The organism is Amazonocrinis nigriterrae CENA67, assembly GCF_016056305.1.
GTDB classification, from domain to species: domain Bacteria; phylum Cyanobacteriota; class Cyanobacteriia; order Cyanobacteriales; family Nostocaceae; genus Amazonocrinis; species Amazonocrinis nigriterrae.
In genome coordinates this window covers 46,812-73,019 of the sequence record NZ_JAECZC010000019.1, presented here as the reverse complement: position 1 = coordinate 73,019, position 26,208 = coordinate 46,812, and the positions used below count along the sequence as shown (strand labels likewise).

At 41.0% G+C, this 26,208-nt stretch carries 22 protein-coding genes; 10 read left to right on the top strand and 12 right to left on the bottom strand.

Annotation, left to right across the window (positions count from 1 at the left end; all coding sequences use genetic code 11):
* Positions 1-229 precede the first annotated feature (229 nt).
* Positions 230-1,378 (top strand): DegT/DnrJ/EryC1/StrS family aminotransferase, encoded by a 1,149-nt coding sequence (locus I8748_RS12940; RefSeq protein WP_198124988.1) that lies wholly within the window; start codon positions 230-232, stop codon positions 1,376-1,378.
* Between the two features lie 87 nt (positions 1,379-1,465).
* Here I8748_RS12940 and I8748_RS12935 read toward each other — a convergent pair whose 3' ends face one another.
* Positions 1,466-2,212: a DUF561 domain-containing protein gene (locus I8748_RS12935; RefSeq protein ID WP_198124987.1), complete on the bottom strand. Its 747-nt coding sequence runs from the start codon at positions 2,210-2,212 to the stop codon at positions 1,466-1,468.
* A gap of 231 nt (positions 2,213-2,443) precedes the next feature.
* Positions 2,444-4,444, bottom strand: coding sequence for a serine/threonine-protein kinase (locus I8748_RS12930; RefSeq protein WP_198124986.1), 2,001 nt, complete (start codon positions 4,442-4,444; stop codon positions 2,444-2,446).
* Between the two features lie 110 nt (positions 4,445-4,554).
* On the opposite strand from I8748_RS12930, the gene I8748_RS12925 reads away from it, so the two are divergent.
* Both I8748_RS12925 and I8748_RS12920 read left to right on the top strand, forming a co-directional pair.
* Complete coding sequence (locus tag I8748_RS12925) at positions 4,555-4,803, top strand: hypothetical protein (protein ID WP_198124985.1); 249 nt, start codon at positions 4,555-4,557, stop codon at positions 4,801-4,803.
* A complete protein-coding gene (locus I8748_RS12920) occupies positions 4,784-4,978 on the top strand; it encodes a hypothetical protein (protein ID WP_198124984.1) in 195 nt (64 codons plus the stop codon). Before I8748_RS12925 ends, I8748_RS12920 begins: the two co-directional genes overlap by 20 nt.
* Positions 4,979-4,999: 21 nt before the next feature.
* Here I8748_RS12920 and I8748_RS12915 read toward each other — a convergent pair whose 3' ends face one another.
* Positions 5,000-5,542 carry a Uma2 family endonuclease gene (locus I8748_RS12915; protein ID WP_198124983.1) on the bottom strand — a complete coding sequence of 181 codons (543 nt, stop codon included), beginning with the start codon at positions 5,540-5,542 and terminating at the stop codon, positions 5,000-5,002.
* A 206-nt stretch (positions 5,543-5,748) separates the two neighbouring features.
* Here I8748_RS12915 and I8748_RS12910 point away from each other — a divergent pair, with 206 nt between their 5' ends.
* The 3 genes from I8748_RS12910 (at position 5,749) to I8748_RS12900 (ending at position 11,392) form a co-directional block, all read left to right on the top strand.
* Positions 5,749-6,612 carry a Tab2/Atab2 family RNA-binding protein gene (locus I8748_RS12910; protein ID WP_198124982.1) on the top strand — a complete coding sequence of 288 codons (864 nt, stop codon included), beginning with the start codon at positions 5,749-5,751 and terminating at the stop codon, positions 6,610-6,612.
* Between the two features lie 548 nt (positions 6,613-7,160).
* Entirely contained in the window at positions 7,161-8,474 is a 1,314-nt protein-coding gene (locus I8748_RS12905; RefSeq protein ID WP_198124981.1) for a TldD/PmbA family protein, read from the top strand.
* Positions 8,475-8,689: 215 nt separating this feature from the next.
* The gene (locus I8748_RS12900) at positions 8,690-11,392 is read left to right on the top strand and encodes a chloride channel protein (RefSeq protein WP_198125005.1); all 2,703 of its coding nucleotides are present in this window, start codon (positions 8,690-8,692) and stop codon (positions 11,390-11,392) included.
* Between the two features lie 174 nt (positions 11,393-11,566).
* Here the strand turns inward: I8748_RS12900 and I8748_RS12895 are convergent, their stop codons facing one another.
* From I8748_RS12895 to I8748_RS12865, 7 genes are all read right to left on the bottom strand, one after another.
* Complete coding sequence (locus I8748_RS12895) at positions 11,567-12,436, bottom strand: polyphosphate kinase 2 family protein (protein ID WP_198124980.1); 870 nt, start codon at positions 12,434-12,436, stop codon at positions 11,567-11,569.
* 77 nt (positions 12,437-12,513) lie between these two features.
* Positions 12,514-13,011, bottom strand: a complete 498-nt coding sequence (locus I8748_RS12890) for a hypothetical protein (protein WP_198124979.1) — start codon at positions 13,009-13,011, stop codon at positions 12,514-12,516.
* A 168-nt stretch (positions 13,012-13,179) separates the two neighbouring features.
* Positions 13,180-13,737, bottom strand: a complete 558-nt coding sequence (locus tag I8748_RS12885; protein ID WP_198124978.1) for a peroxiredoxin — start codon at positions 13,735-13,737, stop codon at positions 13,180-13,182.
* 188 nt (positions 13,738-13,925) lie between these two features.
* Positions 13,926-14,192, bottom strand: a complete 267-nt coding sequence (locus I8748_RS12880; protein ID WP_198124977.1) for an NIL domain-containing protein — start codon at positions 14,190-14,192, stop codon at positions 13,926-13,928.
* 146 nt (positions 14,193-14,338) lie between these two features.
* Positions 14,339-15,214: a sulfate ABC transporter permease subunit CysW gene (cysW, locus tag I8748_RS12875; RefSeq protein ID WP_198124976.1), complete on the bottom strand. Its 876-nt coding sequence runs from the start codon at positions 15,212-15,214 to the stop codon at positions 14,339-14,341.
* On the bottom strand, positions 15,201-16,070 hold the full coding sequence (gene cysT / locus I8748_RS12870; RefSeq protein WP_198124975.1) for a sulfate ABC transporter permease subunit CysT: 870 nt from the start codon (positions 16,068-16,070) through the stop codon (positions 15,201-15,203). The genes cysW and cysT overlap by 14 nt, the downstream gene beginning before the upstream one ends.
* Before the next feature lie 361 nt (positions 16,071-16,431).
* Entirely contained in the window at positions 16,432-17,577 is a 1,146-nt protein-coding gene (locus I8748_RS12865) for a sulfate ABC transporter substrate-binding protein (protein WP_198124974.1), read from the bottom strand.
* A gap of 213 nt (positions 17,578-17,790) precedes the next feature.
* Here I8748_RS12865 and I8748_RS12860 point away from each other — a divergent pair, with 213 nt between their 5' ends.
* From I8748_RS12860 to I8748_RS12845, 4 genes are all read left to right on the top strand, one after another.
* Complete coding sequence (locus tag I8748_RS12860) at positions 17,791-17,928, top strand: hypothetical protein (RefSeq protein ID WP_198124973.1); 138 nt, start codon at positions 17,791-17,793, stop codon at positions 17,926-17,928.
* Between the two features lie 265 nt (positions 17,929-18,193).
* A complete protein-coding gene (locus I8748_RS12855) occupies positions 18,194-19,729 on the top strand; it encodes a phytoene desaturase family protein (RefSeq protein WP_198124972.1) in 1,536 nt (511 codons plus the stop codon).
* Between the two features lie 243 nt (positions 19,730-19,972).
* Positions 19,973-21,187, top strand: coding sequence for an FAD-dependent oxidoreductase (locus tag I8748_RS12850; protein ID WP_198124971.1), 1,215 nt, complete (start codon positions 19,973-19,975; stop codon positions 21,185-21,187).
* Between the two features lie 283 nt (positions 21,188-21,470).
* Entirely contained in the window at positions 21,471-22,226 is a 756-nt protein-coding gene (locus tag I8748_RS12845; protein ID WP_198124970.1) for a sulfite exporter TauE/SafE family protein, read from the top strand.
* Between the two features lie 189 nt (positions 22,227-22,415).
* Here I8748_RS12845 and I8748_RS12840 read toward each other — a convergent pair whose 3' ends face one another.
* Together I8748_RS12840 and I8748_RS12835 are read right to left on the bottom strand one after the other, a co-directional pair.
* Positions 22,416-23,723, bottom strand: coding sequence for an Nramp family divalent metal transporter (locus tag I8748_RS12840; RefSeq protein WP_198124969.1), 1,308 nt, complete (start codon positions 23,721-23,723; stop codon positions 22,416-22,418).
* A 462-nt stretch (positions 23,724-24,185) separates the two neighbouring features.
* Positions 24,186-25,883 (bottom strand): alpha/beta hydrolase, encoded by a 1,698-nt coding sequence (locus I8748_RS12835; RefSeq protein ID WP_198124968.1) that lies wholly within the window; start codon positions 25,881-25,883, stop codon positions 24,186-24,188.
* Positions 25,884-26,208: the final 325 nt, after the last annotated feature.

Below are 26,208 nucleotides of genomic sequence, written 5' to 3'. Positions count from 1 at the left end.
TCCCAATTCCCCATTCCCAATTCCCCATTCCCAATTCCCCATTCTGCGGAACTTTAATTTGAGGTGTTAGATCCTGGTTGATATGTATCACTCCTTCACCTTCCCCAACAACCTTTTTTGATGTGTATCCAAAGCGACAGTCTTTTCAAAGCTTTTTGAGAAACACTTCAATCAGCAAAAATCGACGGTCGAAGTGCATCCTTTGTATCTTCAAATAAAATCAAAACACATGATCCAAAGCGTAAATTCTGTTCCAGCATTTGATAACAAGCAACAATACGAAACTATCGAAGCAGAAGTAAGTGCAGCCGTTTTAGAAGTTTTGGCTTCCGGGCGTTATATTGGTGGGCCTCTGGTTGAAGGCTTTGAACAACAGTTTGCTGCCTATCATAGCGTAAATCATTGTATAGCTTGTAACTCTGGTACTGATGCACTTTTTTTGGCGCTACGAGCCTTAGAAATTGGTGCAGGAGATGAAGTTATTACTACGCCCTTCACCTTTGTAGCGACTGCTGAAGTAATCAGCGCCGTGGGTGCAAAGCCGATTTTTGTTGATATAGACACTACCACATTTAATATTGATGTGCAGCAAGTAGCTGCGGCAGTGACACCCAGAACCAAAGCCATTATTCCGGTGCATCTATTTGGACAACCTGTAGATATGACAGCGCTGATGGCGATCGCTCAGTCTCACAATTTAGCAGTAATTGAAGATTGCGCTCAATCTACAGGAGCAAGTTGGGGTAATCAAAAAGTCGGCAGCATTGGACATATTGGCTGCTTTAGTTTTTACCCTACCAAGAATTTGGGTGCTTGTGGTGATGGAGGAGCAATCACAACCAATGATCCGCAACTGGCTGCTAAACTGCGAGTACTCAAGGAGCATGGACAGAAAAATCGCTACTATTACGAGGAAATAGGTGTAAATAGCCGCTTGGATGCATTACAAGCGGTTATTTTGCAGATTAAGCTGCGTTATCTCGATACTTGGAATAGTCAACGGCAAGCGATCGCTGCTTATTACCAGCAGTTCCTCAGTCAAATTCCTGGGATTATTGCACCCCAAGAACTAGCTGGAGGCGTTGCTGTCTGGAATCAATACACTATTCGCGTTTCCAGTGAGGGACGCAACGGTTCTAGTACTACATACCGAGACACAGTGCGTAGTCAATTACAAGAACGAGGGGTAAATACAATGGTTTACTACCCCCATCCTTTACATTTGCAGCCAGTTTATCAAAATCTAGGTTATCAGCCAGGACAATTACCAATAGCAGAGAAAGCCTGTTATGAGGTTTTATCCTTGCCAATGTTCCCAGAATTGACCACTCAACAGCAAGACCAAGTGATTTATGCACTGAAAGAAGTTAGGAGTTAGGAGTTAGGAGTTAGGGTCAGTACAGACGATTCGGCGAATCGTCTGTACATTATTTCTCCCTCATCTCCCTCACTCAGCACTCAGCACTTAGTTAGCACTCAGCACTCTTGTTGTCGCTAAGGCTTCTACTAAACCACGGACAGCAGCAATCATTGCAACTTCGCTATTGAGTTGGTTGATGGCAGAACCAACACCAACACCAGCTGCACCAGATGCGATCGCTAATGGTGCTGTGACGCTAGAAATACCCGAAGCACACAATACTGGTACTGCCACTGCGCGGGAAATTTCATAAGCTGCTGCCAAGGTGGGAGCGGCTTTTTCAATCAATCCCAGACTACCAGAGTGAGATGGCTGGCTGCTGGTGCCTCCTTCAGTTTGAATAATGTCGGCTCCAGCTAGGACTAGTTCTTCTGCTAGCTGTACCTGTTGATCTAGTTCTAGGATATGAGGAACGGTGACAGATAAAGTAATTTCCGGCAGCAGAACACGGGTTTGGTGAGTTAACTCCAATACTTCAGCAGCTTCAAAACGGCGTCCTTGAGCATAAAAACTATCGAAATTCCCAATTTCAATTAAATCTGCACCAGCTGCCACAGCTTCTACAAATTTTTCTGGCTCGACTGCTGATACACAAATTGGTAAATTTATCAAGTTTTTAGCTAACTTGACTAAATCGGGATCGGCGGCGATATCAACAAAAGTAGCACCGCCAAGTTCAGCAGCTTTGATGATAGCAGCGACGCGATCGCGATCAAAGTTATTCAAACCGCTGATCACTTTCAAAACACGGCGGTTAGTAAATGCACGTTGGAGAGTAGGATGCATCGTCATGGTTTTTCTCGCAAACCTCAGAAAATAAGCACTATTCTACCGTTCCTGTGTTGGAGCGAGTGGAGAGAAAGCTAAATTAGTTAGGTAATTCGTAATTCGTAATTCGTAATTCTTAATTAAGAAAGTCAGATATACAGCACTCAGCACTCAATACTCAGCACTCAGCAACGCCACATGCTCCACTTGGGGAGACCCCAAGACCGCAGTGGCTCCTCAGCACTCAGCACTTTGCTATAAATGCCAAATTCTAATAGTGTTATCTTTACTGCCACTAACTAGTGTTTTGCCATCGGGACTGTAAGCAACGGCAAAAACCTCAGCAGTATGTTTGTCAAAGGTGTGTATTGCCAAACCTGTGCTGAGATTCCAGACTTTAACAGTTTTGTCATCGCTACCACTGGCGACATTTTCCCCATTGGGGCTAAATGCGATCGCATTCACATCGGCAGTATGACCTGTTAGGGTGCGTATTTGCTTACCCGTTTTCAGATTCCACAGTTTAATCGTTTTGTCATCGCTAGCACTCACCAATAAATGACCATTTGGGCTAATCGCTAGGGCATTCACATCACTGGAATGGTTGGACAAAGTGCGTATTTCTTTGCCAGTACTCAAATTCCAGATTTTGATGGTGTCGTCTGTACTACCACTGATAATAGTTTGATTATCTGGACTAATTGCAACAGATAAAACTTCTCCTGAATGCCCTGTTAAGGTACGTATTTCCTCTCCTGTGTTCAAATTCCAGACTTTGATGATTTTGTCATAACCACCACTCACAACAGTTTGACCATCTGGGCTAATGGCCACAGAATTTACATAACTTTTATGCCCCCTCAGAGTGCGGATTTCCTGTCCTGTGTTGAGATTCCAGACTTTGATAGTTTTGTCTTTACTGCCACTAACAATAGTTAGACCATCTGGACTGATAGCCACAGCATAAACCCAATCTGAATGCCCCTCGAAAGTGCGGATTTCCCGCCTTTGGGATAAATTCCAAAGTTTAACAGTCTTGTCATCACTGCCACTAGCAAAAATTGCCTCAAAAGAAGCAGATTTACCCACAACTGGACTAAAAGCGATGGCATTCACTTCACTTAAATGTCCAGTCAGAGGTAAATTTTGCCGATATAGTAAATATCCTGCTGTCCCTAAAAGTAGAACAATAGCACCAGCACCTGCCAATAGAATTTTTTTTGGTAATAGGATTTGCGGTTGAATGACAGTCTTGGGGGAAACAGATGATTTGAGGCTAATCCTTGATGGCAAAGGTGTTACAGCCATTCCCTGTGTAACTACTGCTTGTTTTGGCTGAAGCGGTACATCTTGTAGAACTTCATCTGCTGACTGGTAGCGATAGTTCATATCTTTTTGCAACAGCTTGTCTAACACATGCTGCAAATTTGCAGATATAGGAGAGGGTAAATATTCCTGCCAGTGCGTCACCCAGTTATAACCCTCTTCCATGTAGAGATGATATGGAGGAATTCCTGTCAATAAATAAAAACAAGTAGCACCCAAACTAAATAAGTCACTAGCTGGATATGCAAAGCCATGTTTCATTTGCTCCATTGAAGCATAGCCATAGGAACCGATACTAGTTCCTGTATGCTCCATAGAAGTTTCTGTTAACTGCTTGGCAACACCAAAATCAATCAGCACTAGATTTGCTTGTTGTGTGCTGGAATTACGGGAATCAATATCTTGAGAGGAACGACAAATGATATTTTCTGGCTTCAGGTCGCGGTGAACTACTTGATGTTCGTGGATAAACTTGAGAACAGGCAATAATTCACTCAAAATTTCCCAAATCTGGTCTTCACTAAACATTCCTTGCTCTTTTAACTCTTGTCGCAAGGTTTTTCCCTTGATTAACTGCTGTACCAGATACAGGTAGTTCTCCTCTCTGAAATAAGCGTACAAGGTGGGAATTTGAGGATGCTCCCCTAACTGTTGCAGACGCCGCGCTTCTTCTCGAAATAGCTCAGTAGCCTTGTGTAAAGCACTGGTTCCTGTAACTTGAGGTACTAGCTGCTTGACAACACAATATTCTTTGAGCTTGTCTTCATCCTCTGCCAAAAAAGTTCTGCCAAATCCCCCACCTCCCAGTGGCTGAATAATGCGATAGCGGTTTCGCAGCAAGGGTATGAGTTTTATCCCACAACTCTGGCAGAATTCTACACCATCAGAGTTGAGGGGTTGATCGCAACTGGGATTGAGGCAGTAGCTCATATTGGGATGTCTATCAGCCTTTGTAATTGATATTTAAATATTTCATCTACATTGTTTCCTATTCCCGATCGCGATCTTGTTAAATTTTTTTCTGATGTTGAAAGGCGATCGTGGAGCTAAGTGTTAAATTCAGGACAACGCCACCATACTTAGAACTCGCTAAACATGGATACCTCACAATTATTGCAGGTGTAGTCGCTATTATCGCTGATATAGTCCAGGTGTTGGACTATATCCAAAAGCGAAACCAGAAACAAATAGGAACAGAACAACCACAAAAGCCCACAAATTCCTCTACTCAACCAGGATTATTAATTACTAAGTATCATCAAGATTGGGGTGAGGCGATCGCTAATTGAAAAAAGTGCTGCATTTTTCACACTGCAACCAGTAGTCATGGAATATTTGACTGATAGATTAATTTTTGAAACTCGTAAAAATATTATCAGCAGTGAACTAGAATTTTTAAATTGCTATGCTTTGATGGAAGCAACTGCAAAAGATTACGTTAGAGAAGCTCAAATCCTACGCTAAAGCCGCGACTCGTTAAAACTTTTAGTCAAATTCTGGTGCCCACAAATCAGAAATTTGCACTTCCCACCCAGGAAGCACTTCTGGCACTGTTAAAATATCACCATCACGAAGTACTATCGCTTCTTGTCCAGAGTAGTACACTTCAACTATCCGTTCATCTGGGTTGATGAGAATTCCTACTTTAGTTCCCAAAGCGAGAAATTCCCGAATTTTGGCTCGAAGTTCTGCTAAATTATCGCTGGGAGACTTGACCTCAACCGTCAAATCAGGAGCCAACTCAGCGAAAGACTTAGGACTGCGACGCAAGCGTTCTGCAAACACAAATGATGCATCCGGCGCTCGTAAATCTGAATTTGACAAGCGAAAACCTGCGCTAGAAGCTGCTACCCGTCCAAGTTTGCGAGGTCGAACCCAGTTATATAACTGGGCAATCATACCAGCTGCAACTTCATCTGACTCGTATCCTGATGGACTCATAACAATGATATTCCCCTGGACTAGTTCCATACGGTAATTGGGAAACTGGTGCTGCATTTTTTCCAAGTCTTGAACTGTCAGAGACATAGAACCAACTCTTACAGGCATTCGACACTACACATTTTAACTAATAGGGCAGGGTGGGCAGGGGAGCAGGGGAGCAGGGGAGATGAGGGAATAAGTTCTGCCTTCTGCCTTCTGTCTCATAACGCGGCATTTGGTAGACACTGCCCATAGCCTCTTATGATGAATATAAGCAAAATATAAAGTCGCCAAATTTTTACGGGCATTACATGGGCAGTATTTGGGAACTCGATTTTTACTCCCGTCCAATTCTGGACGAAAATCAAAAAAAAGTTTGGGAAGTCTTAATTTGCGAAAGTCCTCTGAATGTCGGGACAAGTACAGATTCCTTGTTTCGCTATGCTCAATATTGTTCTAGCACCCAGGTAAACTCGGTTTGGTTGCGGACGGCATTGCAGGAGGCAATTACCAAAGCGGGAAAAGCACCAATCAAAATCCGCTTTTTCCGTCGCCAAATGAACAATATGATTACTAAAGCTTGTCAAGATGCGGGTATTCCTGCTTTGCCTAGCCGCCGCACTTTGTTTCTCAACCAATGGCTGAAACAGCGGATGGAAGAGGTGTATCCCCAGGAACCGGGATATCAAGGGGGAACTAATCCCTCGGTACGCTTGGAAAGACCTTTACCCCAACGTTTACCAGATGCATTAGAAGGAAAACAGTGGGTATTTGTCAGTTTACAAGCTGCGGATTTTGCAGAAATGTCAGAGTGGGACATTGGTTTTGGGGAAGCGTTTCCCCTAGAGTTGGCGCAATTATCCCCCGAAACCCGTATTCCTGGTGTTTTGATTTTCTCACCCAGAGCATTGCCTATAGCAGGTTGGATGTCTGGTTTGGAGTTGGCTTTTTTGAAGTTTGATACTAGCCTAGGAGATAGATTAGTTTTAGAAACTGGTGTGACTGAAAGTTGGATTTTGGCAAATATCAAAAATCCACAAACTTTAGCAGAAGCCAGAGGTTTTGAAGAAGCTAAACAAAAAGCCAACGGAGTGCATTTTCTCGGCGTACAGTCTGATCCGCAAGCAGAATCTTTTGCGGGGTTTTGGTTGTTACAAGAAGTAAATCTCTCGTAAAGTTTTGCCAAATTAGTGTATGTGAACAGAAGGCACTGATCACCGAAGAAAGGATGAAGGCTGAAAGCAGAAGAAAAATTGGATACAAGCTTTTGAATTTGTTCATAGGCTTATTTTCATATTTCCTACTTTCTAACTTCTTACTTCATACTTTCACTGATACAGAGTGATACATGCTGGTAATTTGGGGATAAATTTCTGCGTCCATGAACTGTAGATAGACACCAATGATTTGGGATAATTAACTGCGTCTATCTGCATTACAAAAATATCAAATGCTGATAGATGCAGATAGGCACCAATGATTTGGGATAATTATCTGCGTTTGTCCGCAGTTTAAAATCCGTCTTGAAAAGCTTTGCTCGGAGGAAACCTTCCTTCGGATTCGGGGGTGACGCTCCTGCGTCGCTAACGCTCTTGAGATCGCAATCGACGGTAAGCGGAGGCACTCCGTTGGACGGGTTTCCCGATTTGAAGGAAGTGCCGTCCAAGACTGCGACCCCCTCACCGCTCAAACTTTTCGCAAAATCCACAATTTATCAAGGGTCATGGGTGCAGAAAATTTGTCACAAGATATACTAGCAGAACAGCTGCTGGAACTAGCCATCAAATCGGGAGCAGAAGCAGCTGAGGTATATCAGTCGCGATCGCTTTCTCGACCTGTGTTTTTTGAAGCTAATCGGCTTAAGCAGCTAGAAACCAGCGAATCTGAAGGCACAGTACTGCGGCTGTGGCGAAATGGGCGTCCAGGACTCACAGTCGCTTATGGTGCTGTGTCAGCACGAGCGATGGTAGAACGAGCTTTAGCTTTGAGTCAACTCAATCAACCAGAACCGATGGAATTAGGCAGTAACTTTAAGCCATCCTATCCAGATTTGGGTAAGGCTTTACCCATTGAGGTGTTGGTTAATTGGGGTAAAGAAGCGATCGCACTTATTCGTGAAGTTTATCCCGATGTGCTTTGCAGTAGTGACTGGGAATGTGATGTAGAAACTACTCGACTTGTCAATAGTCAAGGTTTAGATTGTTACTACAATGACACCACTCTCAGTTGCTATGTATCAGCAGAATGGATACGTGGCGATGATTTTTTAAGTGTTTCTGATGGACAAACTCAGCGAGACTCCCTACAACCTGAGAAGTTAGCTAATCAAATTATACAACGGCTGATTTGGGCGAGAGAAAATGTTTTAGCGCCTAGCGGTCGTGTGCCGATTTTGTTCACATCTAAAGCTGCTGATATGCTTTGGGGTACTGCACAAGCAGCTTTGAATGGCAAGCGTGTCTTGGAAGCAGCTTCCCCTTGGGCAGATAAACTAGGGAAGCCAGTAATTTCACCCAGCCTCACTCTCTACCAAGACCCAGAAGCAGGCCCTTACAGTTGCCCTTTTGATGACGAGGGCACTCCTACTACTCGTTTAGTATTTATCCAAAACGGGATTTTACAGCATTTTTACTGCGATCGCACCACGGGACGACAGCTAGGTATTAGCACTACTGGTAATGGTTTTCGCCCTGGCTTGGGTAGCTATCCTACCCCTGGTTTATTTAATTTCCTCATCCAGCCTGGTTCTACATCACTGTCAGGCTTAATTAAACAGATGGATGATGGCTTGATTGTGGATCAGATGCTGGGTAATGGCAATGGCATTTCTGGGGACTTTTCCATCAATATTGATTTGGGTTACCGAGTACAAAATGGTCAGGTAATTGGGCGTGTTAAAGATACCATGGTTACAGGTAATATCTACACAGCCCTGAAAAACTTAGTGAAATTAGGTAGTGATGCCGATTGGAACGGTTCTTGTTATACTCCTTCTTTGATAGTAGAAGGACTATCTATTACTGGCAGGAATAATTGAAAATTAAAAAATTGTAAAATTTCTGTATAGAATGATGTAAGTGTTAAAGCTGATGATATGCAGCTTGATAGAGTGCTAATTTTTGGTTGTACTCTATTTAATACTTTTGCGTTTAGGGAAAGAAGATGCAAAGTTTTGGGCTGATTGTTTAAAGCGATCAAAAATCAATATTTGCTTACTTGCTTAATTGATTCAATTTTTAATTTTTAATTATGATGTCGCTTCCTGTTCTTTCTCAGCGCTTTCGCAGCTGGTTGCAACCTAGAAGAGGTTTAGCGATCGCAGAAGCTTCTATTATTGGTCTGGTGGCGGCTTTGTCTGCGGTATTCCTGAAAGTGGGATCGGGATGGCTAGGGACATGGCGAGTCCACACTTCCCACATTTTACCAGCATGGTTTGCCTTGCCAGTGGTGGGTTTAGTCTTTGGGTTTTTGGCTGGTGCTTTGGTACAAAGGTTAGCACCGGAGGCATCAGGAAGTGGTATTCCTCAAGTGAAAGCTACTCTTGCCAATGTTGCTAGTAATTTATCCTGGCGGGTGGCAATTGTCAAGCTACTTAGTGCCATGATTGCTTTAGGTTCAGGTATCACTTTAGGAAGGCAAGGCCCCACCGTGCAAGTAGGGGCAAGTTTGGCAGCGGGAATGAGTCGTTGGGTTCCCACTTCCCCAGATCATCGACGGCAGATGATTGCTGCTGGTGCTGGTGCTGGTTTGGCAGCGGCTTTCAATGCCCCGCTGGCGGGTGTATTATTTATCGTTGAGGAGTTACTTCAAGATTTATCTGGAATAACCCTAGGTACTGCCATCGTTGCTTCTTTCATTGGTGGGGTGGTATCTCGGCTGTTGGGTGGTGGTAGTCTAGAACTCAACCTACAGTTACTTAATTACAAGAGCAAGTTTTCTCTGCCAGAAATTCCTTTATTCCTCCTGTTGGGCATCTTAGCAGGGTTACTAGGTGCTTTGTTTAATCATGGCATTATTAAAAGTATAAAATGTTATAAACAATTACATGTGAGTTTGCCGCTAAGAGTGGCTTTAGCTGGATTTGTTTCCGGTATTATAGTAGCAATACTCCCTGAGTATTTTCGTGATAATACTGGTTTGCGAGAGTATATAATTACTGGTAATGCAAATCCATCCTTGGCGGTGATGGTATTTGTAGCTCAGTTTATTCTTACCCTCATAGCATTTGGTTCCGGGGCACCAGGAGGTTTATTCGCCCCTAGCTTGATATTAGGTTCTTGCTTAGGGCATTTGGTTGGTGTGTGCGAGTCCCAGTTGTTGGGAGTTGGTTCCTCTACTACCTATGCTTTAGCGGGAATGGGGGGTTTTTTTAGCGCTGTTTCTAAAGTGCCAATCACAGCAATTGTGATTGTGTTTGAAATGACTACAGATTTCAATTTAGTACTGCCTTTGATGATTGTGTCTGTAGTAGCTTACCTAGTTGCTGATAAAGTAGCACAGGGATCGCTTTACGATAAACTTTTACAATTAAACGGTATCATTATCACTAAAGCAGCGCCTAGCGATGGCATCCTGAGAAATCTCACTGCTAAAGATGTCATGCAGCAACAGGTAGAGACTCTAGACGCAGACATGACCTTGGATGAAGCAAAGCAGGCATTTTCTCGTTCTCATCATCGCGGTTTCCCAGTAGTTGAGGACTGCAAGCTAGTAGGGATTGTGACGCAATCGGATTTAACCAAGATCCACAATCGCAACATGCCTAATGATACACGGTTGAGGGAAATTATGGTTGCTAGCCCGATCACGGTAACACCCTTACACAATCTCAGGAATGTACTGTATTTACTAGATCGCTATCAAATTAGTCGTTTACCAGTGGTGGAAGGTAGGAAATTAATTGGCATTATTACTCGTGCAGATATAATTCGTGCAGAAGTAGAGCATCTCAATTGTGAACATGCTACCCCAAAACTGCAAGCAGAACCTTCTTATGTAGTTTACCAAACGCGATCGCCCAGCATTGGTAGAGGTAGATTATTAGTACCAGTGGCGAATCCTGAAACCGCAGCCACCCTCTTACAAATGGCAGCAGCCATTGCCCGCGATCGCCATTATGAAATAGAGTGTGTACAAGTGATGTTAGTATCGCGTCATAGTTCTCCCACAGAAACACAAGTCAGAACCGCAAAAAGTCGCCGCTTGCTCAGACAGGCAGAAGTTTTGGCGAAAAAGTGGCGAATTCCCGTGCATACACAGATTCGAGTCGCCCACGATGCCGCCCAAGCAATCTTAGAGACAATTAACGAACGACACATAGATTTACTGTTGATGGGATGGAAAGGTAGCACATCTACCCCTGGTAGGATTTTTGGTAGTGTCGTAGATACTTTAATTCGCCAAGCTACCTGCGATGTTGTATTGGTAAAGCTAGGCAGAGGAGCTGGGGAGCAGAGGAGCTGGGGAGATGGGGAGCTGGGGAACTGGGGAGAAAATTCTACCTCATCCCCCTCATCTTCCCCCACTCCCGACTCCCCACTCCCGACTCCCCAATTCAACCGCTGGCTATTACCAATGGCTGGAGGCCCCAATTCTAGGGTGGCGCTGAAGTTGTTACCCGCTTTAGTGACATTAGGCGATGAAGCGGAAATTCGCTTGACACAGGTGTTTAAGTCATCTGAAATCAAACCAGATATGACAGTTTTAGAACAAGCCATCCGTCAACTCATGCGTCACCGCAAACTGTCTAGTACAGTGGTTGCTGTGCCAGTACAAGCGAATTCAGTTGCCGAAGGCGTAATTAACTTGGTGAAAACTGAAGGTTACGATGTTGTTGTTTTAGGAGCTTCGCGGGAGGGATTATTACAACAGGCAATTCAAGGTAATATTCCTGAAGCGATCGCTTCTGGTGTAGAAAGTACGGTTATATTGGTCAGGGGTGCGATTAATGATTAAAAAGTTGGGGAATTGGGAATTGGGAATGGGGAATGGGAAATTCGGGGCCCCCTCTGGGGATAAGGGGCAATGGGGACTATAAATAACTAATGACAACTGTCAACTGACAACTGACAACTGACGATCCTCACATTTAACTTTATTTGCGCCGCCCTACTTACAATTGAGCAACGCCTAATTTTCTTGTTCTAGCATATGCTTTGCTTCCACAAGTCGCTGCTTATCTGCTTCACTAACTGTTGGATATTTTAATTTGAGTGATTCTAACTTTGTGCAGATGATATCGGCAACTACAAGGCGTGTAAACCATTTGCGATCGGCAGGAATAACATACCAAGGTGCCCAGGAACTGCTAGTATTATTAAAAACATCTTCATAAGCATCCATATAATCATCCCAAAAAGCTCTTTCCTTGACATCATTTACTGAAAATTTCCAGTTTTTATCTGGTGAGTCAATGCGAGCAAGAAAACGTTTTTTCTGTTCAGCTTTAGAAACATTCAGAAAAAATTTAAGTACAATAATTCCATTATTTACCAAATATTTTTCAAAATTATTGATTTCTTCAAACCGCTGCTTCCAAATTTTATTTCCTGGAGGATATTCAGGCAATTGCTGCTTTTTCAGAATTTCTGGATGAACACGAGCCACTAGCACTTCTTCATAATAGGAACGGTTGAATATGCCAATACGACCGCGTTCTGGCAAAGCCTTCATATTTCGCCATAGATAGTCATGGTCTAATTCTTCCGTACTAGGTGCTTTAAAACTAAATACCTGAAATCCTTGGGGATTCACACCAGACATTACATGTTTAATTGTGCTATCTTTGCCGGCGGCATCCATTGCCTGGAAAATAATTAGCAATGCATAAGTATTTTGAGCATAGAGAATATCTTGATACTTTGCTATTTGTTCAATATCTTTTTGTAATTTTATTCCGGCATCATTCTTTTCTGCAAATTCTATCTTATAAGCTGGGTCATAGTTTTTTTTCAGAGAAATCTTTGCACCTGGTGGAACAATAAAAGCATCATGATTCATATCAAATTATACCAAATGTCGTGAAAATACAGTTATTAAACTGTTTTGAGTATTAATTACGAATTACGAATTACGAATTACGAAAACTTACGGTTTCTTGATTTTGGCTGTTTTGGCATAGGACGCATCGCTTCTCGACCTAAAATAAACATGCCCGCAACACCCAAACAGACAAACCAAACATATTGATACCAAAAATGTCGAATCTGTTCAATTGTACTGAGTTCTGCATGTAACGTGTGTAAATAAAGCAGCAGCACAAGTATCATCAGCGCCCCAAAACCAACAAAGCTTAAACCAACAAAAATTCTTGCAGGTCGTAGTTCAAAATCGCTAATTTGCTCAATATCAATTTCTGCAAGTTCCTTTAAGGAATTATCTGCTAGTGTTGAAGCTACTTGCAATTTGTGGCTGAGATTTGGCGGTAAAATTGGCGTCAGTGCTGCTACGGTGGGGCGGCGTAGCAAAGCTTCAGTATTTTGTAATAATTCCAGTGGCTTACGAACACTCGTTGGCTGAGCAAATTCTGTCTGGTCTGTAGCAGTCGGGGCGGTAGCTTCGCTTTCAAAATCCATAGCACGCCTTACAAAAAGCACGATATCAATAGCCTAGCTAATCAGTTAAGGGCTACGCAAATATCAAAATTGGGAATTGGGAATTGGGAATTGGGAATGGGGAATTGGGTATTAGTTATTTCTTCCTTATCCCCCCATCCCCCCATCCCCCTATCTCCCCATCTTCCCCTAAGAGGCTGAAGACTGCAATTTTTCCAGTTGTGCTAGCACTTCTGTGCTGTGGATGGATGGGTTAACCTTGACAAAAGTCTCGCGCAGGATGCCTTGGGGGTCGATGATAAAACTGTGGCGCATGGATACGTAACCAATCCAAGATCCGTAAGCTTTACTTACTGCACCGGTAGTATCAGCCAAGAGAGGAAATTTTAGCCCCTCGGAATCGCAGAATTCAGCATGAGAGTCTACATTATCAGCACTAACGCCAATAATCTGAGTGTTTTTCTCTATGTATTTCGGTAAATCTTGCTGAAAACGACGAGCTTCGATAGTGCAACCAGAGGTAAAGTCTTTGGGATAAAAGTAGAGGACTACCCACTTACCGCGCAAATCAGATAGGGATAGTTTGCCATTCCCTGTGTTGGTTGGCAAGATAAAATCTGGTGCTGGTTGATTAATTGCAGGAAGTTTACCACCCAATGCTATTGCTTTGGGGGCAAAATTCAACCAACTCATCACAGCAAAACAAGTGGCAAATAATATGCTTAAAAAAGTGCGACGAGAAATCATCGTATAGACCAAAAATAGAACTTTTACATAAGTTTACAATTATTGAGTACTGTGGGGTACACCAGAATGTACCCTAACAAGAGCGCTGCTTCACCATGACTGATTTTTGGTGCGTTAGGACAAGAGTCCATAACGCACGCTACTGGCGTGGCTTGGCTCAAATACGGAGATGATATCAAAGCACTTTTTTACCAATTAGCTATTTTGGTGTCATCCCAGACTTCTAGTTCTAAGTCATGGAGATAGGTTAATCCATTCTGAATTTGTTCTTTTGTTCCTTGCAATTCCAGGTCAAACCAACCATCTCCGACAGCATTAGCTCCCAGAATTGCCGCAGTGATGTTCACAATCAAACCGTAGTCGGACACCAAGCGAGAAATCACAGGTTCTTGGTGATAGTCCTTAGGAATTCTAACTCGAATCCGTTTATGGATAAGCGTATTGTCACTAGCCATATTGGGAATTGGGAATTGGGAATTGGGAATTGGGAATTGGGAATTGGGAATTGGGAATAGGGAATGGGGCATTGGGAATTGGGAATTGGGAATTGATATTCTCCCTATCCCCCTCATCTCCCTCATCTCCCCTGCTCGCCAATCACTTATTCAACATCTTTAATACGGGTTTTGCGTTCTAAAATCTCTTTGAGTACCAAGGTTACTACTGCTAACAGTGCCAACAGTACAGCCGCAGAAAAGGCAGCCTCGGTTTCATATTGTTTGTAAGCATCTTCTACAAACAGTGGTAAGCTTTGGGTTTTATCGGCAATGTTGCCAGATACTACTGAAACCGCGCCAAATTCACCCATTGCTCTGGCGTTTGTCAAAATTAAGCCGTATAGTAAACCCCAGCGAATGCTGGGTAGGGTGACGCGCCAAAATACTTGCCAATCATTTGCACCGAGAATTTTAGCAGCTTCTTCTTGATCTTTACCGAACTCTTCTAAAATTGGAATAACCTCACGGGCGACAAAGGGCATACTTACGAACGCTGTAGCTAGCACCATACCGGGAAAGGCAAAGATAATTTTGATATCGTGTGCTTGCAGCCAAGGGCCAAACCACCCATTGCGCCCGTAGAGTAGGACAATCATCAATCCTGCAACCACTGGGGAAATTGAAAAGGGCAGGTCAATAATACTTAATACTAAAGCGCGTCCTGGGAATTTGTGCCGAGCGATCGCCCAAGCAGCACAAAGTCCAAATACTGTATTTATAGGCACAGCTATTACAGCTAATATCAGTGTCAGCCAAGCTGCATGGAGAAAGGCAGGTCTGCTGAGGTTGGATAAAAACGGCCCTACTCCCTTAGCGAAAGCTTGGACAAAAACGTTGAGCGCTGGTATATATTGAACCAGGGCTAAGTAAGCGATCGCTATCCCAATCAAAAGTGCTGGTACCCAACTCTTTTGCTGTCTAGGTTTGGCTATATCTCTATCAGATGCAGTTGAGTGTAAACTAGGCTTATCTACTGTCATATCGTCTTGCCCACGCTTGTAAGAAGTTAATTGCTAAAAGCAGCACCAAAGAAATTGATAGTAGAACTATGCCAATTACTGTGGCGCCAGAATAGTCATACTGCTCCAAACGTTGAAAAATCAGCACAGGTGCGATTAAATCTTGGTAAGGTGTATTAGAAGAAATAATCACAGTCGAGCCATACTCCCCCACCGCACGAGAGAAGCCCAAGGCAATACCTGTCAAAATTGTCGGAAATAAAGGCGGCAAAATCACTTTCCAAAAGGTCTGCCACTGAGAAGCACCCAAACTCCAGGCGGCTTCTTCTATCTCATGTTCCATTTCTTGCAGCACCGGTTGTACAGTCCTCACCACAAAAGGCAAGGAGATAAATATCATTGCCACCGCCACACCCGCACGAGTGAAAGATATCTTTATTCCTAAAGGTGCCAATAGTGAACCAATCCAGCCGTTATCGCTGTAAACTGTTGCCAGTGTTAACCCTGCTACTGAAGTTGGTAAGGCAAAGGGTAAATCGACTGTGGCATCAACCAAGCGTTTTAAGGGAAAGTCGTAGCGAACCAAAACCCAAGCAATCAGAGTACCAAAAACGCCATTGAGCAGAGCCGCAAGTATTGAGGTAACAAATGTGACATTATATGTAGCCAAGGCCAGCGGACTAGTAGCGATCGCCCAAAACCTAGCTGGAGGTTGCGTACTTGCTTTCAGGAACATGGCAGCTATGGGTAGAAACAACATCACTGTTAGGTATATTAAAGTGATTCGCCAAGTCCAAGGAAGCCGCACCAACTGTTGCCAGAACGCTTTCGGGGTGGGAGTATTACCTTCACCTTCTACAGTAGGGGATAGAGTCATAGTTAACAATTGAAAATTTCAAAGAGGTTTGTTAGTTGTTAGTTGTCAGTTGTTAGTTGTTAGTTTTTCCACTGACTACTGACCAAAGAGGGGGAAGGGGGAAAGGGGAAGGGGGAAGGGGTACAAGAAAGAGTTTTCAAACATGGAGCAAAGTTAAAGATGTATTTCGCTCTGACGTAGTGAGTCCAGTGCTGCGGGAGGGTCTCCCTTTGCAGGCAACTGGCGAACCCGGAGGGTACGAGAAATACAGCGTCCTCATACCAGAGCAACTAACTTGAGTTATGGGGTTCCCTTTTCCCTTTCCCCTTTAACCTTTTCCCTACCCGAAGGGTCTGACTACTGACCACTGACAATTGACTAATTACCGTTTGATTTTGGCTTGAACTTGGTCAAACACACCGCCATCTGCGAAGAACTTCTTATCAATTTCACTCCATCCGCCGAAGTCTTGAACTGTACCTAGAGTTTTTACTTTGGGAAATTTGTCTGTAACTTCTTTAGTTTGGGCTAATTTCTCATCCACTGGTCGGAATCCCAGTTTGACAAACTCCTGCTGTGCTTCTGGAGTATAGAGGAATTTGACAAAACCTTCAGCAACTTCGCGGGTACCATGCTTATCAACGTTTTTATCTACCACGGCGACGGGGTTGTCGATGGATATGTTCACATCGGGAACAACATACTCAACTTTCTCGCCTTTTTGTTTTGCCAAAATCACCTCGTTTTCATAGTTGATTAAGGCATCTCCCTGACCTTGCTTGGCAAATGTGTCAGTGGCTTCCCGTGCATCTTTTGTCAGTATTGGTACATTTTGATAAACTTTGGTGACAAATTCAGTGGCTTTAGCGTCATCGCCACCAGTTTTGATTACGGAGTTCCACAGTGCTAAGAAATTCCACTTAGCAATACCTGATGTTTTGGGGTCAGCGGTAATCAGTTTTACACCATCTTTTCCTAAGTCTGCCCAGGTTTTGAGGCCTTTGGGGTTCCCTGGACGGGTAACTAACGCTGCCACTGTTTTGGAGACGATACCATCGTTAGGAACTTCTTTCTCCCATCCTGGTTGAATCAGTCCTGCTTTCTCAATTTTAGATGTGTCGCCAGCTAATGCTAAATGTACAACATCTGCTTCTAAACCGTCGATGACGGCACGAGTTTGGGAACCAGATCCGCCGTAGCTTTGTTTAAAGATGACTGTTTGGTTATGTTCTTTCTTCCACTGTTCCACAAATTTGGGAATGATGGCTTCATGAGCTGCTTTAGTAACGGAAAAGGAAACCAATGTTAATTCTATGTTATCTTTGCTAGCAGCCACAGGACTAGCATTAGGGGTTTCAGCAGAAGAATTATTTGTATTATTACCAGAACAGGCGGCGATCGCTACACTCAAAATCGCCCCTACCAGTGCCAGCGATACAAAGCCTTTGACCGATTTTAGCCTGAATCTGTATCTTCTCTGCTCGGCGATGGCTTGTAATTTCCGCAGTTGATGTTGCCACAAAGTCATTCCATTTCCTCCTTTCAATCTACTGTTAGTCGATCGATATATAGTTATATACAGTCTAAAGTAATAGATGATTACTGGTATCAAAATTACGAAAAAATAATAACTTCATATTCTCGATAGACAATATGGAGATTCTAGCAGTTTACTGAGCAATTAAAAATACTTTTGCTCTCAAGTCTCAAATTTTCCTCACAATGCGCTACTGCGTGTCTAATGAAGCTTGTTAGAGAATGGCTGATTTTCGAGGAAAGTCGGTTTTTACTAGAAGACTTGTATATCAAGCTTACTTTAACAACATATTTGCCTTATGGCGCGATCGCTCATCCATGTACAGGCAAAAACGTCAATTAGTTGACATTTGTATGCAGATATCTATTTTCATGTAAAGATAATTCATGAATTGTCTCTATGGTATTCCAATTCGTGGTCAAGAAATAACGGTAGAAACAGCATAGCGTTGGTAATGGGAACGAGTGCTGAAATATGGTAGTGGTTGATAGCGATCGCAGATCAATTTTTTAGCCTTGAATCAAAACCTATAAATCTATCCAAAGATTCATGAAAAACCATTTGAAGATAATGCAGATTAAATTTATATACTTTTAATGCCACAGTAATGAAAACAGATTACCTGATTGTAGGCAGTGGCTTGTCAGCATTAGTATTTGGGTCTTTGATGGCCAAATCTGGTAAAAAAGTTCAAGTATTGGAGTCTCATGAACATCCAGGAGGCTTTGGTCATACATTTACAATGGCAAAAAAATATAAGTTTAATGCTCAACTGCATTATGTTTGGGATTGTGGTGAAGGACAAACTGTCAATAGAGTTCTGAAAAAATTAAACTTGGATAAACAAGTAACTTTTGAGCGATATGATCCTGATGGCTTTGACCACATGAGAATGCCTGATTATTCGCTAGATATTCCCTCAGAACCGCAAGAGTTAATCTGGCGTTTATCTCATCTTTTTCCAGAAAATGCCAAGCAAATTAGTAAATTTATACTTGAAGTTGAGAATGTCAGTGAAGGATTAAAGATATTATCACCACCAATCATTCCTGCTGAATTATTCCAACATTTTGCTGAAGTATCATCTGCTTTAAAATATTTGAATAGTACGCTTCAAGATGTTTTTAATCAATTCAAATTAGTTAAAGAAGCACAAACACTTTTAGCTTTGCAATGGCCTGACTTTTTGTTGCCACCTGCTCAACTTTCTTTTTACGCTTGGGTAATTTTATTTACTAGCTATCAAAAAGGAGCTTTCTATCCTACACAGCATTTTGAGCATGTAATTAATTCTTTGGTGAAGGTTATTGAAGAAAATAGAGGCGAAGTTTTGCTAAATTTAGAAGTTACTAATTTTATACTCAACAATAAAACTATAACTGGAGTTAAGGCGACTAACAGACTCAATCATCAAAATTATGAATTTACTGCTGAAACTATTATCTGTAATATAGATCCTCAAAAAGCTGCCCAGATGATAGGAATTGAAAACTTTTCAAACAAGATACGTAAAAAACTCAACTACGAGTATTCCCCTTCCAACTATATGGCCTACTGCGTTGTTAAAGATATTGATTTGCGAGATTACGGCTTTGGAAAATGGAATACCTTTCATACTGGTCATCAGGATTTAAATGAAGCATTTTCTCAAATGTACGAAAAGCATGACTTTTCTAACCCCAGTTTTGCTATTACAACACCTACTTTAATAACAAATTATGAGCGCGATTGTCCCGAAGGATGTCAAGTAATTGAATTTTTGACAGTTGCTAATTATGATTATTTTCAAAAACTAAAACAAACTAATAGAAAAGCTTATCGACGAAAAAAAGAAGAAATTTTTAATTCAATTCTCAATGTAGTAGAAAAAAATTATATTCCTGATTTTAGAAAATATCTGATTTTTAAAATCACTGGGACACCAACAACTAATGAGCGGTTTTGTTGGAGTCCCAAAGGCAACTCTTATGGTTCTAACCTGACCCCTAAAAATATGGGTATTGGTAGATTAACTTACGAGACATCTTTACATAATTTTTACTTTTGTAATGCTTCATCTGGATATCCAGGCTTTGCAGCTACCTTCTGGACTGGAGCAAATCTGTATCAAAAATTATCAAGAGATGTGATTCTAGCAAAGTAACAAAAAGTTTTGTAATCAATTATCAAAACGGAATTTGAAAGTCAGAATCAAAATTCAAAATGCTCAACCTACGTTCATTATGAACGTATAAGATTTGTATGTTCAGCGATAAATATATAGTGAAATACTACACTAAATTTTTAATTTAGTAATTCTTCTATGTGATGTTCACTAGACTGATTGATTCTGTCCTCTAAATTCTTGTGTAATTCTCAAAGCATTCCATTAGTTTAGTGGTGCAATATGAAAATAGCTATTATTGGAGGCGGAGCAAGCGGTATGGTAACGGCATACCTGCTTGGCAAAAATGGTCATCACGTCACGGTTTTTGAAAAACAATCTATTTTGGGTGGACATATTAGGACATTAAATAAAAATGTTAAACCAAATCAATCTGATTGTGACCAAATTTTAGAAAGTGGTGTGCTTGAATTTCCTCTTAAGTTTCACAACTTTTTAGGTTTAATGAAAGATTTGGGGGTAGAATTAGAACCTGTTGATATTGGTTCAGCAATATTCTTACCAAATGGCGATTATTTTCTTTCATCTGTAGCCATTCAAAGAAATTTTACAGGCATTCATGGTTTGATTGAATCTCTGAAGCTGAATACTCTCTATGCAAATGCTGCTGGACTATTTTTAAAAACAAATTTTACTCAAATACACCAATTATATAACCTGCCAATATCTCAATTTTTTAAAACCCAGTGTATCCGAAACTACTGGTTAAAGTTGTTGATAATGTATAGTTACTCAATGGCATTTGAGCGAATCAACGACTTTCCAGCCCAGATGGCTATTCCGGTTCTCCGAGATTATATCTTTACTAACTGGGTAAGAATTAAAGGAGGGGTTTACTCTTATATTGAAAAAATTCTCGAATGTTTTCAGGGTGAAGTTTTTCTTAACGTAGAAGTTACAGAAATATTCAGAAAAACTAATTCTGTGACTATCGTACTATCAGACGGTCAAAAGTATCTGTTTGACAAAGTGGTTTTTGCAACACCACCCGATCAAATAATAAAGTTATTATCTACCCCGACTAAGGACGAAATTAAAAGATTCTCTGGATGGCAGAAAAACTCAGCAACAACTGTAATACACACAGATCCCTCAATGTATGGGAGTTATGGTGTTAAACAATCTTCAGAATTTGATTTCTTCCATACAAATAATGGATGGGGTTATAACGCTTATTTAAACCAACTTTGTGGAATATCATCATCTCTTCAATACAGTCTGGCTTTTAACTTGGATAATTTGATTGCTCAAGACAAAATCATTCACATACAAGAACACCACACTCCTTTATATACTACTGAATCCTTTATGTATAGGGATGAAGTTATCATCACAAATGGTGAAAACAATACTTATTATGTAGGAGCTTATCTTGGAGATGGTTTGCATGAAGGAGCAATAACTTCTGCAATTAGGGTTGCTGAATTAATCAGTTGATATTGCTCAGTATATATAGAAAGAATAGTATCAGATTTGATAACTATTAATTTTGCAAACTTGAAATTCTAATATTGGTGATTTATACCAACTTATTTGTTACCAACTTTTATATTTTCTACTAATTTAGTTGGTAAAAAATATTTGTTTGACACTGGGTTTCATCTGTTTTATTTTAAAAATAAATTGACGGTAATGCTAGTAAATAAAAGTTTGAAGTTATCTGTTAACTATTGTAATTAACTTCCAAAAATGTATTGCCAATCACATTAAGAACAATATTATGTCAAATATTCAGTTGCTCATCCTTATTATCGTGTTTCTTATCACAAGTATAATAAGTGTAGTAACTGGTAGTACTTCCCTAATTACTGTACCAGTGATGCTGCAATTAGGTATTGAACCGCGCACGGCTCTAGCCACCAATATGCTGGCATTAACCTTCATGAGTATGGGTGGAACTTTGCCTTTTATTGGCAAAAAAACCATTGACCATAGTCGCTTGCCACTACTAATTGTTTTGACACTTGCAGGCTCAATCTGGGGTGCTGTAATTGTGCTGACCGTGCCAGTAAAATTGATGCCATTAATTATTTCTATTTTGATGATTGCAGTTGCTATATTCTCAATTACCAACCGGAATGTTGGAGTAATTCCGCCAACAGGTAGCCCATCAAGATTAGCAGAATTTGGAGGACACGCAGCAACTTTTGTGCTTGGTATTTATGGAGGTTTCTTTAGTGGTGGCTACATCACTATATTGACAACTGCCTATGTTAGCTTATTTCGCATGACGTTTCTTGAGGCAGTTGCCAATACAAAGTTAATCAATATTTTTTCTTCACTAATTGCCACTATCATCTTTATTTCACGTGGCATAGTTGATTATAAACTCGGAATTATTCTAAGTGCTACCATGTTCATTGGCGGAGTCATTGGTTCAGGCATTGCCATTAAACTCAGTAATATTTGGTTGCGCCGGATTTTTCTGATTACAGTCATAGCACTTGCATTTAAGACATTATTAGATGTCAGGTGAAGAGAAAAAAGCGTAGGTTGGATGAAAAAATCTCGCCAACCTACACTAATTTTTATCTACGTGCATATTTTCAGGACAAACCATCTTGGAAAATTCAGCATTCATCAGTTATCAGTCATCAGTCAACAAATTCAACTAAAACAATTTATTTATGGGAGTTATCTCAGCGGTTTAACGCTAAAAACCTAGTTAACTCAAAATACTTTGTAATAGCAACCAAACATTTAGCCCAACGATTACAATAGCAACTGCCCAAGCTAAAAATTTGAGCCATAACGGATTTACAAACTCACCCATTAAGCAGCGATTACTTGTAAACATCACCAAAGGAATGACTGCAAACGGTAACTGCAAACTGAGGATAACTTGACTTAGAACTATAAGTTTGCTGGTACTATGTTCACCAAAGATAATAATTGTAATTAATGCTGGAACGATTGCAAGCAAACGGGTAAGTAAACGGCGTAACCACGATGGAAGACGAAATTGTAAAAACCCTTCCATGACAATCTGTCCAGCCAGGGTTGCAGTTAGTGTTGAACTTTGACCGGAAGCAAGTAAGGCAATTCCAAAGATGGTACTAGCAGCACTCACACCTAAGAATGATGAAAGTAGTTTATAAGCATCTTGAATTTCTGCCACATTATAATTACCAGAAAAATGGAATGTTGCAGCAGATACAATTAAAATCGCTGAGTTGATAAATAGTGCCAACGACAAAGCGAAAGTTGAATCAATTGTGCCAAACTTAATTGCTTCCCATCTTTTTTCTGTACTCGGTTGCCAATCACGGGTTTGCACAATAGAAGAGTGTAAATATAAGTTATGAGGCATTACTGTTGCGCCTAAAATGCCAATAGCAATGTAGAGCATTTCTGGGTTTTGTAAAATTTCTTGCTTGGGCAGATATCCAAACATTATCCCCTCTATATCAGGTCGAGAGAACAGAATTTCTGCAATGAAACAGATGCCTACAGTTGTCACCAGAATTATTACCAAAGCTTCTGTATAGCGAAAGCCTTTATGTTGCAAAAATAACAATACCAGGACATCAAGCGCAGTGATACACACACCCCATACTAAGGGAATACCAAATAAAAGTTGTAGAGCGATCGCACTTCCTAATAATTCTGCCAAGTCACAAGCAGCAATGGCAATCTCACACATTACCCACAAACAAAAGCTAACCCTTGCATTAAAATAATCCCGGCAAGCTTGTGCCAAATCTCGCCCTGTAGCAACACCTAAACGCACACATAGCGATTGCAACAATATTGCCATCAAGTTAGACAGTAGAATTACTGTCAAGAGGGCATAGCCAAACTTAGACCCACCAGCAATATCTGTGGCCCAGTTTCCAGGGTCTATATATCCCACTGAAACCAGATACCCTGGCCCTGCATAAGCCAGCATCTTGCGCCAAAAGCTTTTACTATTGGGAATTACAATACTGCGGTGAACTTCCGGGAGACTGGGGGGATTTTTAAAATGAGTCATTTGTTTTACATGTCAATAATCTCATATTCCTCTCATAATCTCAGAAAATCAGGGATAAACATCAACCTCTAGTAGTCCACCAAGGCAACTCAAGCAGGCTTGATAGCCCAAGAAAAATCTTTTTCTCCCCCTGCCTCCACCTGGCAATGCAAGGGTTGGTCGAGTACTAGGTGCATATCAGGTACTAACAGGACTTACGCACAGACTACAATTTTACGTCATTACGAGCCTAGCGAAGTAATCGCAAAAGCTTAGTTTTTCGTCACCAGTGCGTAAGTCCTAGCTAAGTCAGGTAATCCCAAAATTCGGTAAATTTTTTGAGGATTTTTACGTATTCGGATCTTACACCTTCCCCTGAGTACGCCTTGAACTTCAGTTCAAGGCTTATAGATCAAGTCCGCAAAAATGGACTGGAATTGATTTTAATAAGTTGAAGCTTACTTCAGCTTTGAGCCAAGAAATTTATTTCTTGGCGGTAAATTGGGTAGATGCAAGATTTGAGTAAACCCTATTTAACAGTTGATAAATCACTTCTCCACTTGCAGAATTCACGAGACTCAAATTTAAAGGCGCTTGACTGATAAATTGACCGTAGGAAGCAGTTAGATAAGGACGATATTCTTGTTGATTATCAAGATGGGTTTTGAAAAAGGCAACACTCAAAGCATTCATATAAGAATAGACACTTTTTCTATCCGGCCCCAGCAATCCTTGCGGTACAGGGATAGCTTTTGGGCTAAATGGTGAGTCGGATTCTACAGAAAAATGAGTAGCATTTTCTATGAGAGCCAAATATTTATCTTTGCTGGATAATTCGGTAAAAGGTCGAATTTGTTCAGGAACTGCGGGGGTAAATATATCTTGACTCCCAGCCACCATCATCACGGGAACTTGTATTTGACTCATTCCTTTTTCGCCCAACAAAGTGCTATTTAAAGGATTCATAACCATAATCGCTTTAATGCGATCGTCTTTGATATGATAGTTGCTAGGTTTGAGATCGTTAGCACGACATTGCAAAAAAATTGAGAGATTTAAAGAGCGATTAGGATTGCAAACTTTGCGAATTTTTTCAAAATCAAAGGTTCCTCCAGCCAAGGCTAAAGATGTATAACCACCAAGTGAATGTCCAATTAAACCAACTTGTTGCAGATTTAATTTATTTTTAAATCTGGAGTCAGTTTCAGAAAGATGTTGGAGTTCATCCAAGAGGTATTTCACATCCAAAGGACGGTCAATTAATTCGGTAGCTTGGGGAGGCTTCGCAAACCCTGCTAAAAATTGTTGAAATTGTTTGGAGTCAGTGACAGGATGTTCAGGAACAGCAACAACAAAGCCGTATGATGCCAAATGTTGAGCTATATAAACAAAGCTATTACGGTCTTCTGCTAAACCGTGAGAAATCACAATTACCGAGTAAGGTAATGATGTTGTTGCTAATTTTGGTTGGGGTAAGTAAACATCAACATCATATTTACGTTCTAAAACAGGTCTTGACTGTTGATCGCGAGAATGGTCATGTAAAGTTAAGGTAAATTTTTCGATATTAAATTCACCAGATTTGCGAAGATCTGGTTTTTCGGCAAAATCCACTGGCAGCAAATTAGCAGCTTGTTGATTTGCTATTCCCTGTATTTGGGAAACAACTAAATCTCTTTTTTGCAGCAATTCTGATAACTGTCCCATTGTCTGTAAAGTTTCTGATAAATTCAGGTGAATACTGGGACTAGGATACCTTTTCAGGATATTAACAAAAGTCAATCCTTCTGGACTAGCTGCTGATAATATTAGTGCAGAACGCAGGGCATAAAAACCATTTTGTTTACTAGATGTTTGTAGAAACTGACCCAAGCGTTGCACCATTGCTTCCCCGATAGGAGAATAAGTAAACTGCGACACAAGAATTGGAGAAACTTGAAATTTTGTTCTGAGGAACTCCCGCATTTGTGCTAATTGTTCTGGGTTAGCACGATTTGCATAAAAAGCAAAGTCTTTGGAAATTTTGCCTTCATTAATAAATAATTCCAAATCTTTTGTGGCAATATCAAACTCACCAAAAGGCGAATAATTGAATTCAATACGATCTGCTCCTAATGCGGGGGTAGTAATGGCAATACTGGAGATAATGCCTAAGAAGTAGCCTACAGTTTTTTTCAACATGAGGGATTGACAATATGGGATTGATGAGATTTTAGATATAGCAATCCTATTGGAGTTGAGAAAATTGAAAGTTTCAGAATCCAGATATTTTCAATATACCTGGATTCTTATTGTTCATAAATAATTCAGGACTTACACCAGTGTCATCAATTTTTAGTTGAGGCTGTCAATAGTGAGCTAGTTAGTAAGGTGTGTTGTCACGTAGCGCCGCACCCTTCGGCTTGTTGCAGTCGTCTGCAGGTGGGGTGGGAAACCCTAGCAAGAGTGTTGCTTCACTATGACTGATTTTCGGTGGGTTAGGACTAACATCCATAAACCCTACTGG

Coding starts and splice junctions, on each gene's coding strand:
- I8748_RS12905 (WP_198124981.1), top strand. CDS start 7,161: ATGGGTGCAGAAAATTTGTCACAAGATATACTAGCAGAACAGCTGCTG.
- I8748_RS12850 (WP_198124971.1), top strand. CDS start 19,973: ATGAAAATAGCTATTATTGGAGGCGGAGCAAGCGGTATGGTAACGGCA.
- cysT (WP_198124975.1), bottom strand. CDS start 16,070: ATGACTCTATCCCCTACTGTAGAAGGTGAAGGTAATACTCCCACCCCG.
- I8748_RS12890 (WP_198124979.1), bottom strand. CDS start 13,011: ATGGATTTTGAAAGCGAAGCTACCGCCCCGACTGCTACAGACCAGACA.
- I8748_RS12930 (WP_198124986.1), bottom strand. CDS start 4,444: ATGAGCTACTGCCTCAATCCCAGTTGCGATCAACCCCTCAACTCTGAT.
- I8748_RS12845 (WP_198124970.1), top strand. CDS start 21,471: ATGTCAAATATTCAGTTGCTCATCCTTATTATCGTGTTTCTTATCACA.
- I8748_RS12835 (WP_198124968.1), bottom strand. CDS start 25,883: ATGTTGAAAAAAACTGTAGGCTACTTCTTAGGCATTATCTCCAGTATT.
- I8748_RS12885 (WP_198124978.1), bottom strand. CDS start 13,737: ATGATTTCTCGTCGCACTTTTTTAAGCATATTATTTGCCACTTGTTTT.
- I8748_RS12860 (WP_198124973.1), top strand. CDS start 17,791: ATGAAGCTTGTTAGAGAATGGCTGATTTTCGAGGAAAGTCGGTTTTTA.
- I8748_RS12900 (WP_198125005.1), top strand. CDS start 8,690: ATGTCGCTTCCTGTTCTTTCTCAGCGCTTTCGCAGCTGGTTGCAACCT.
- I8748_RS12880 (WP_198124977.1), bottom strand. CDS start 14,192: ATGGCTAGTGACAATACGCTTATCCATAAACGGATTCGAGTTAGAATT.
- I8748_RS12865 (WP_198124974.1), bottom strand. CDS start 17,577: ATGACTTTGTGGCAACATCAACTGCGGAAATTACAAGCCATCGCCGAG.
- I8748_RS12940 (WP_198124988.1), top strand. CDS start 230: ATGATCCAAAGCGTAAATTCTGTTCCAGCATTTGATAACAAGCAACAA.
- I8748_RS12935 (WP_198124987.1), bottom strand. CDS start 2,212: ATGACGATGCATCCTACTCTCCAACGTGCATTTACTAACCGCCGTGTT.
- I8748_RS12840 (WP_198124969.1), bottom strand. CDS start 23,723: ATGACTCATTTTAAAAATCCCCCCAGTCTCCCGGAAGTTCACCGCAGT.
- I8748_RS12910 (WP_198124982.1), top strand. CDS start 5,749: ATGGGCAGTATTTGGGAACTCGATTTTTACTCCCGTCCAATTCTGGAC.
- I8748_RS12895 (WP_198124980.1), bottom strand. CDS start 12,436: ATGAATCATGATGCTTTTATTGTTCCACCAGGTGCAAAGATTTCTCTG.
- cysW (WP_198124976.1), bottom strand. CDS start 15,214: ATGACAGTAGATAAGCCTAGTTTACACTCAACTGCATCTGATAGAGAT.
- I8748_RS12915 (WP_198124983.1), bottom strand. CDS start 5,542: ATGTCTCTGACAGTTCAAGACTTGGAAAAAATGCAGCACCAGTTTCCC.
- I8748_RS12855 (WP_198124972.1), top strand. CDS start 18,194: ATGAAAACAGATTACCTGATTGTAGGCAGTGGCTTGTCAGCATTAGTA.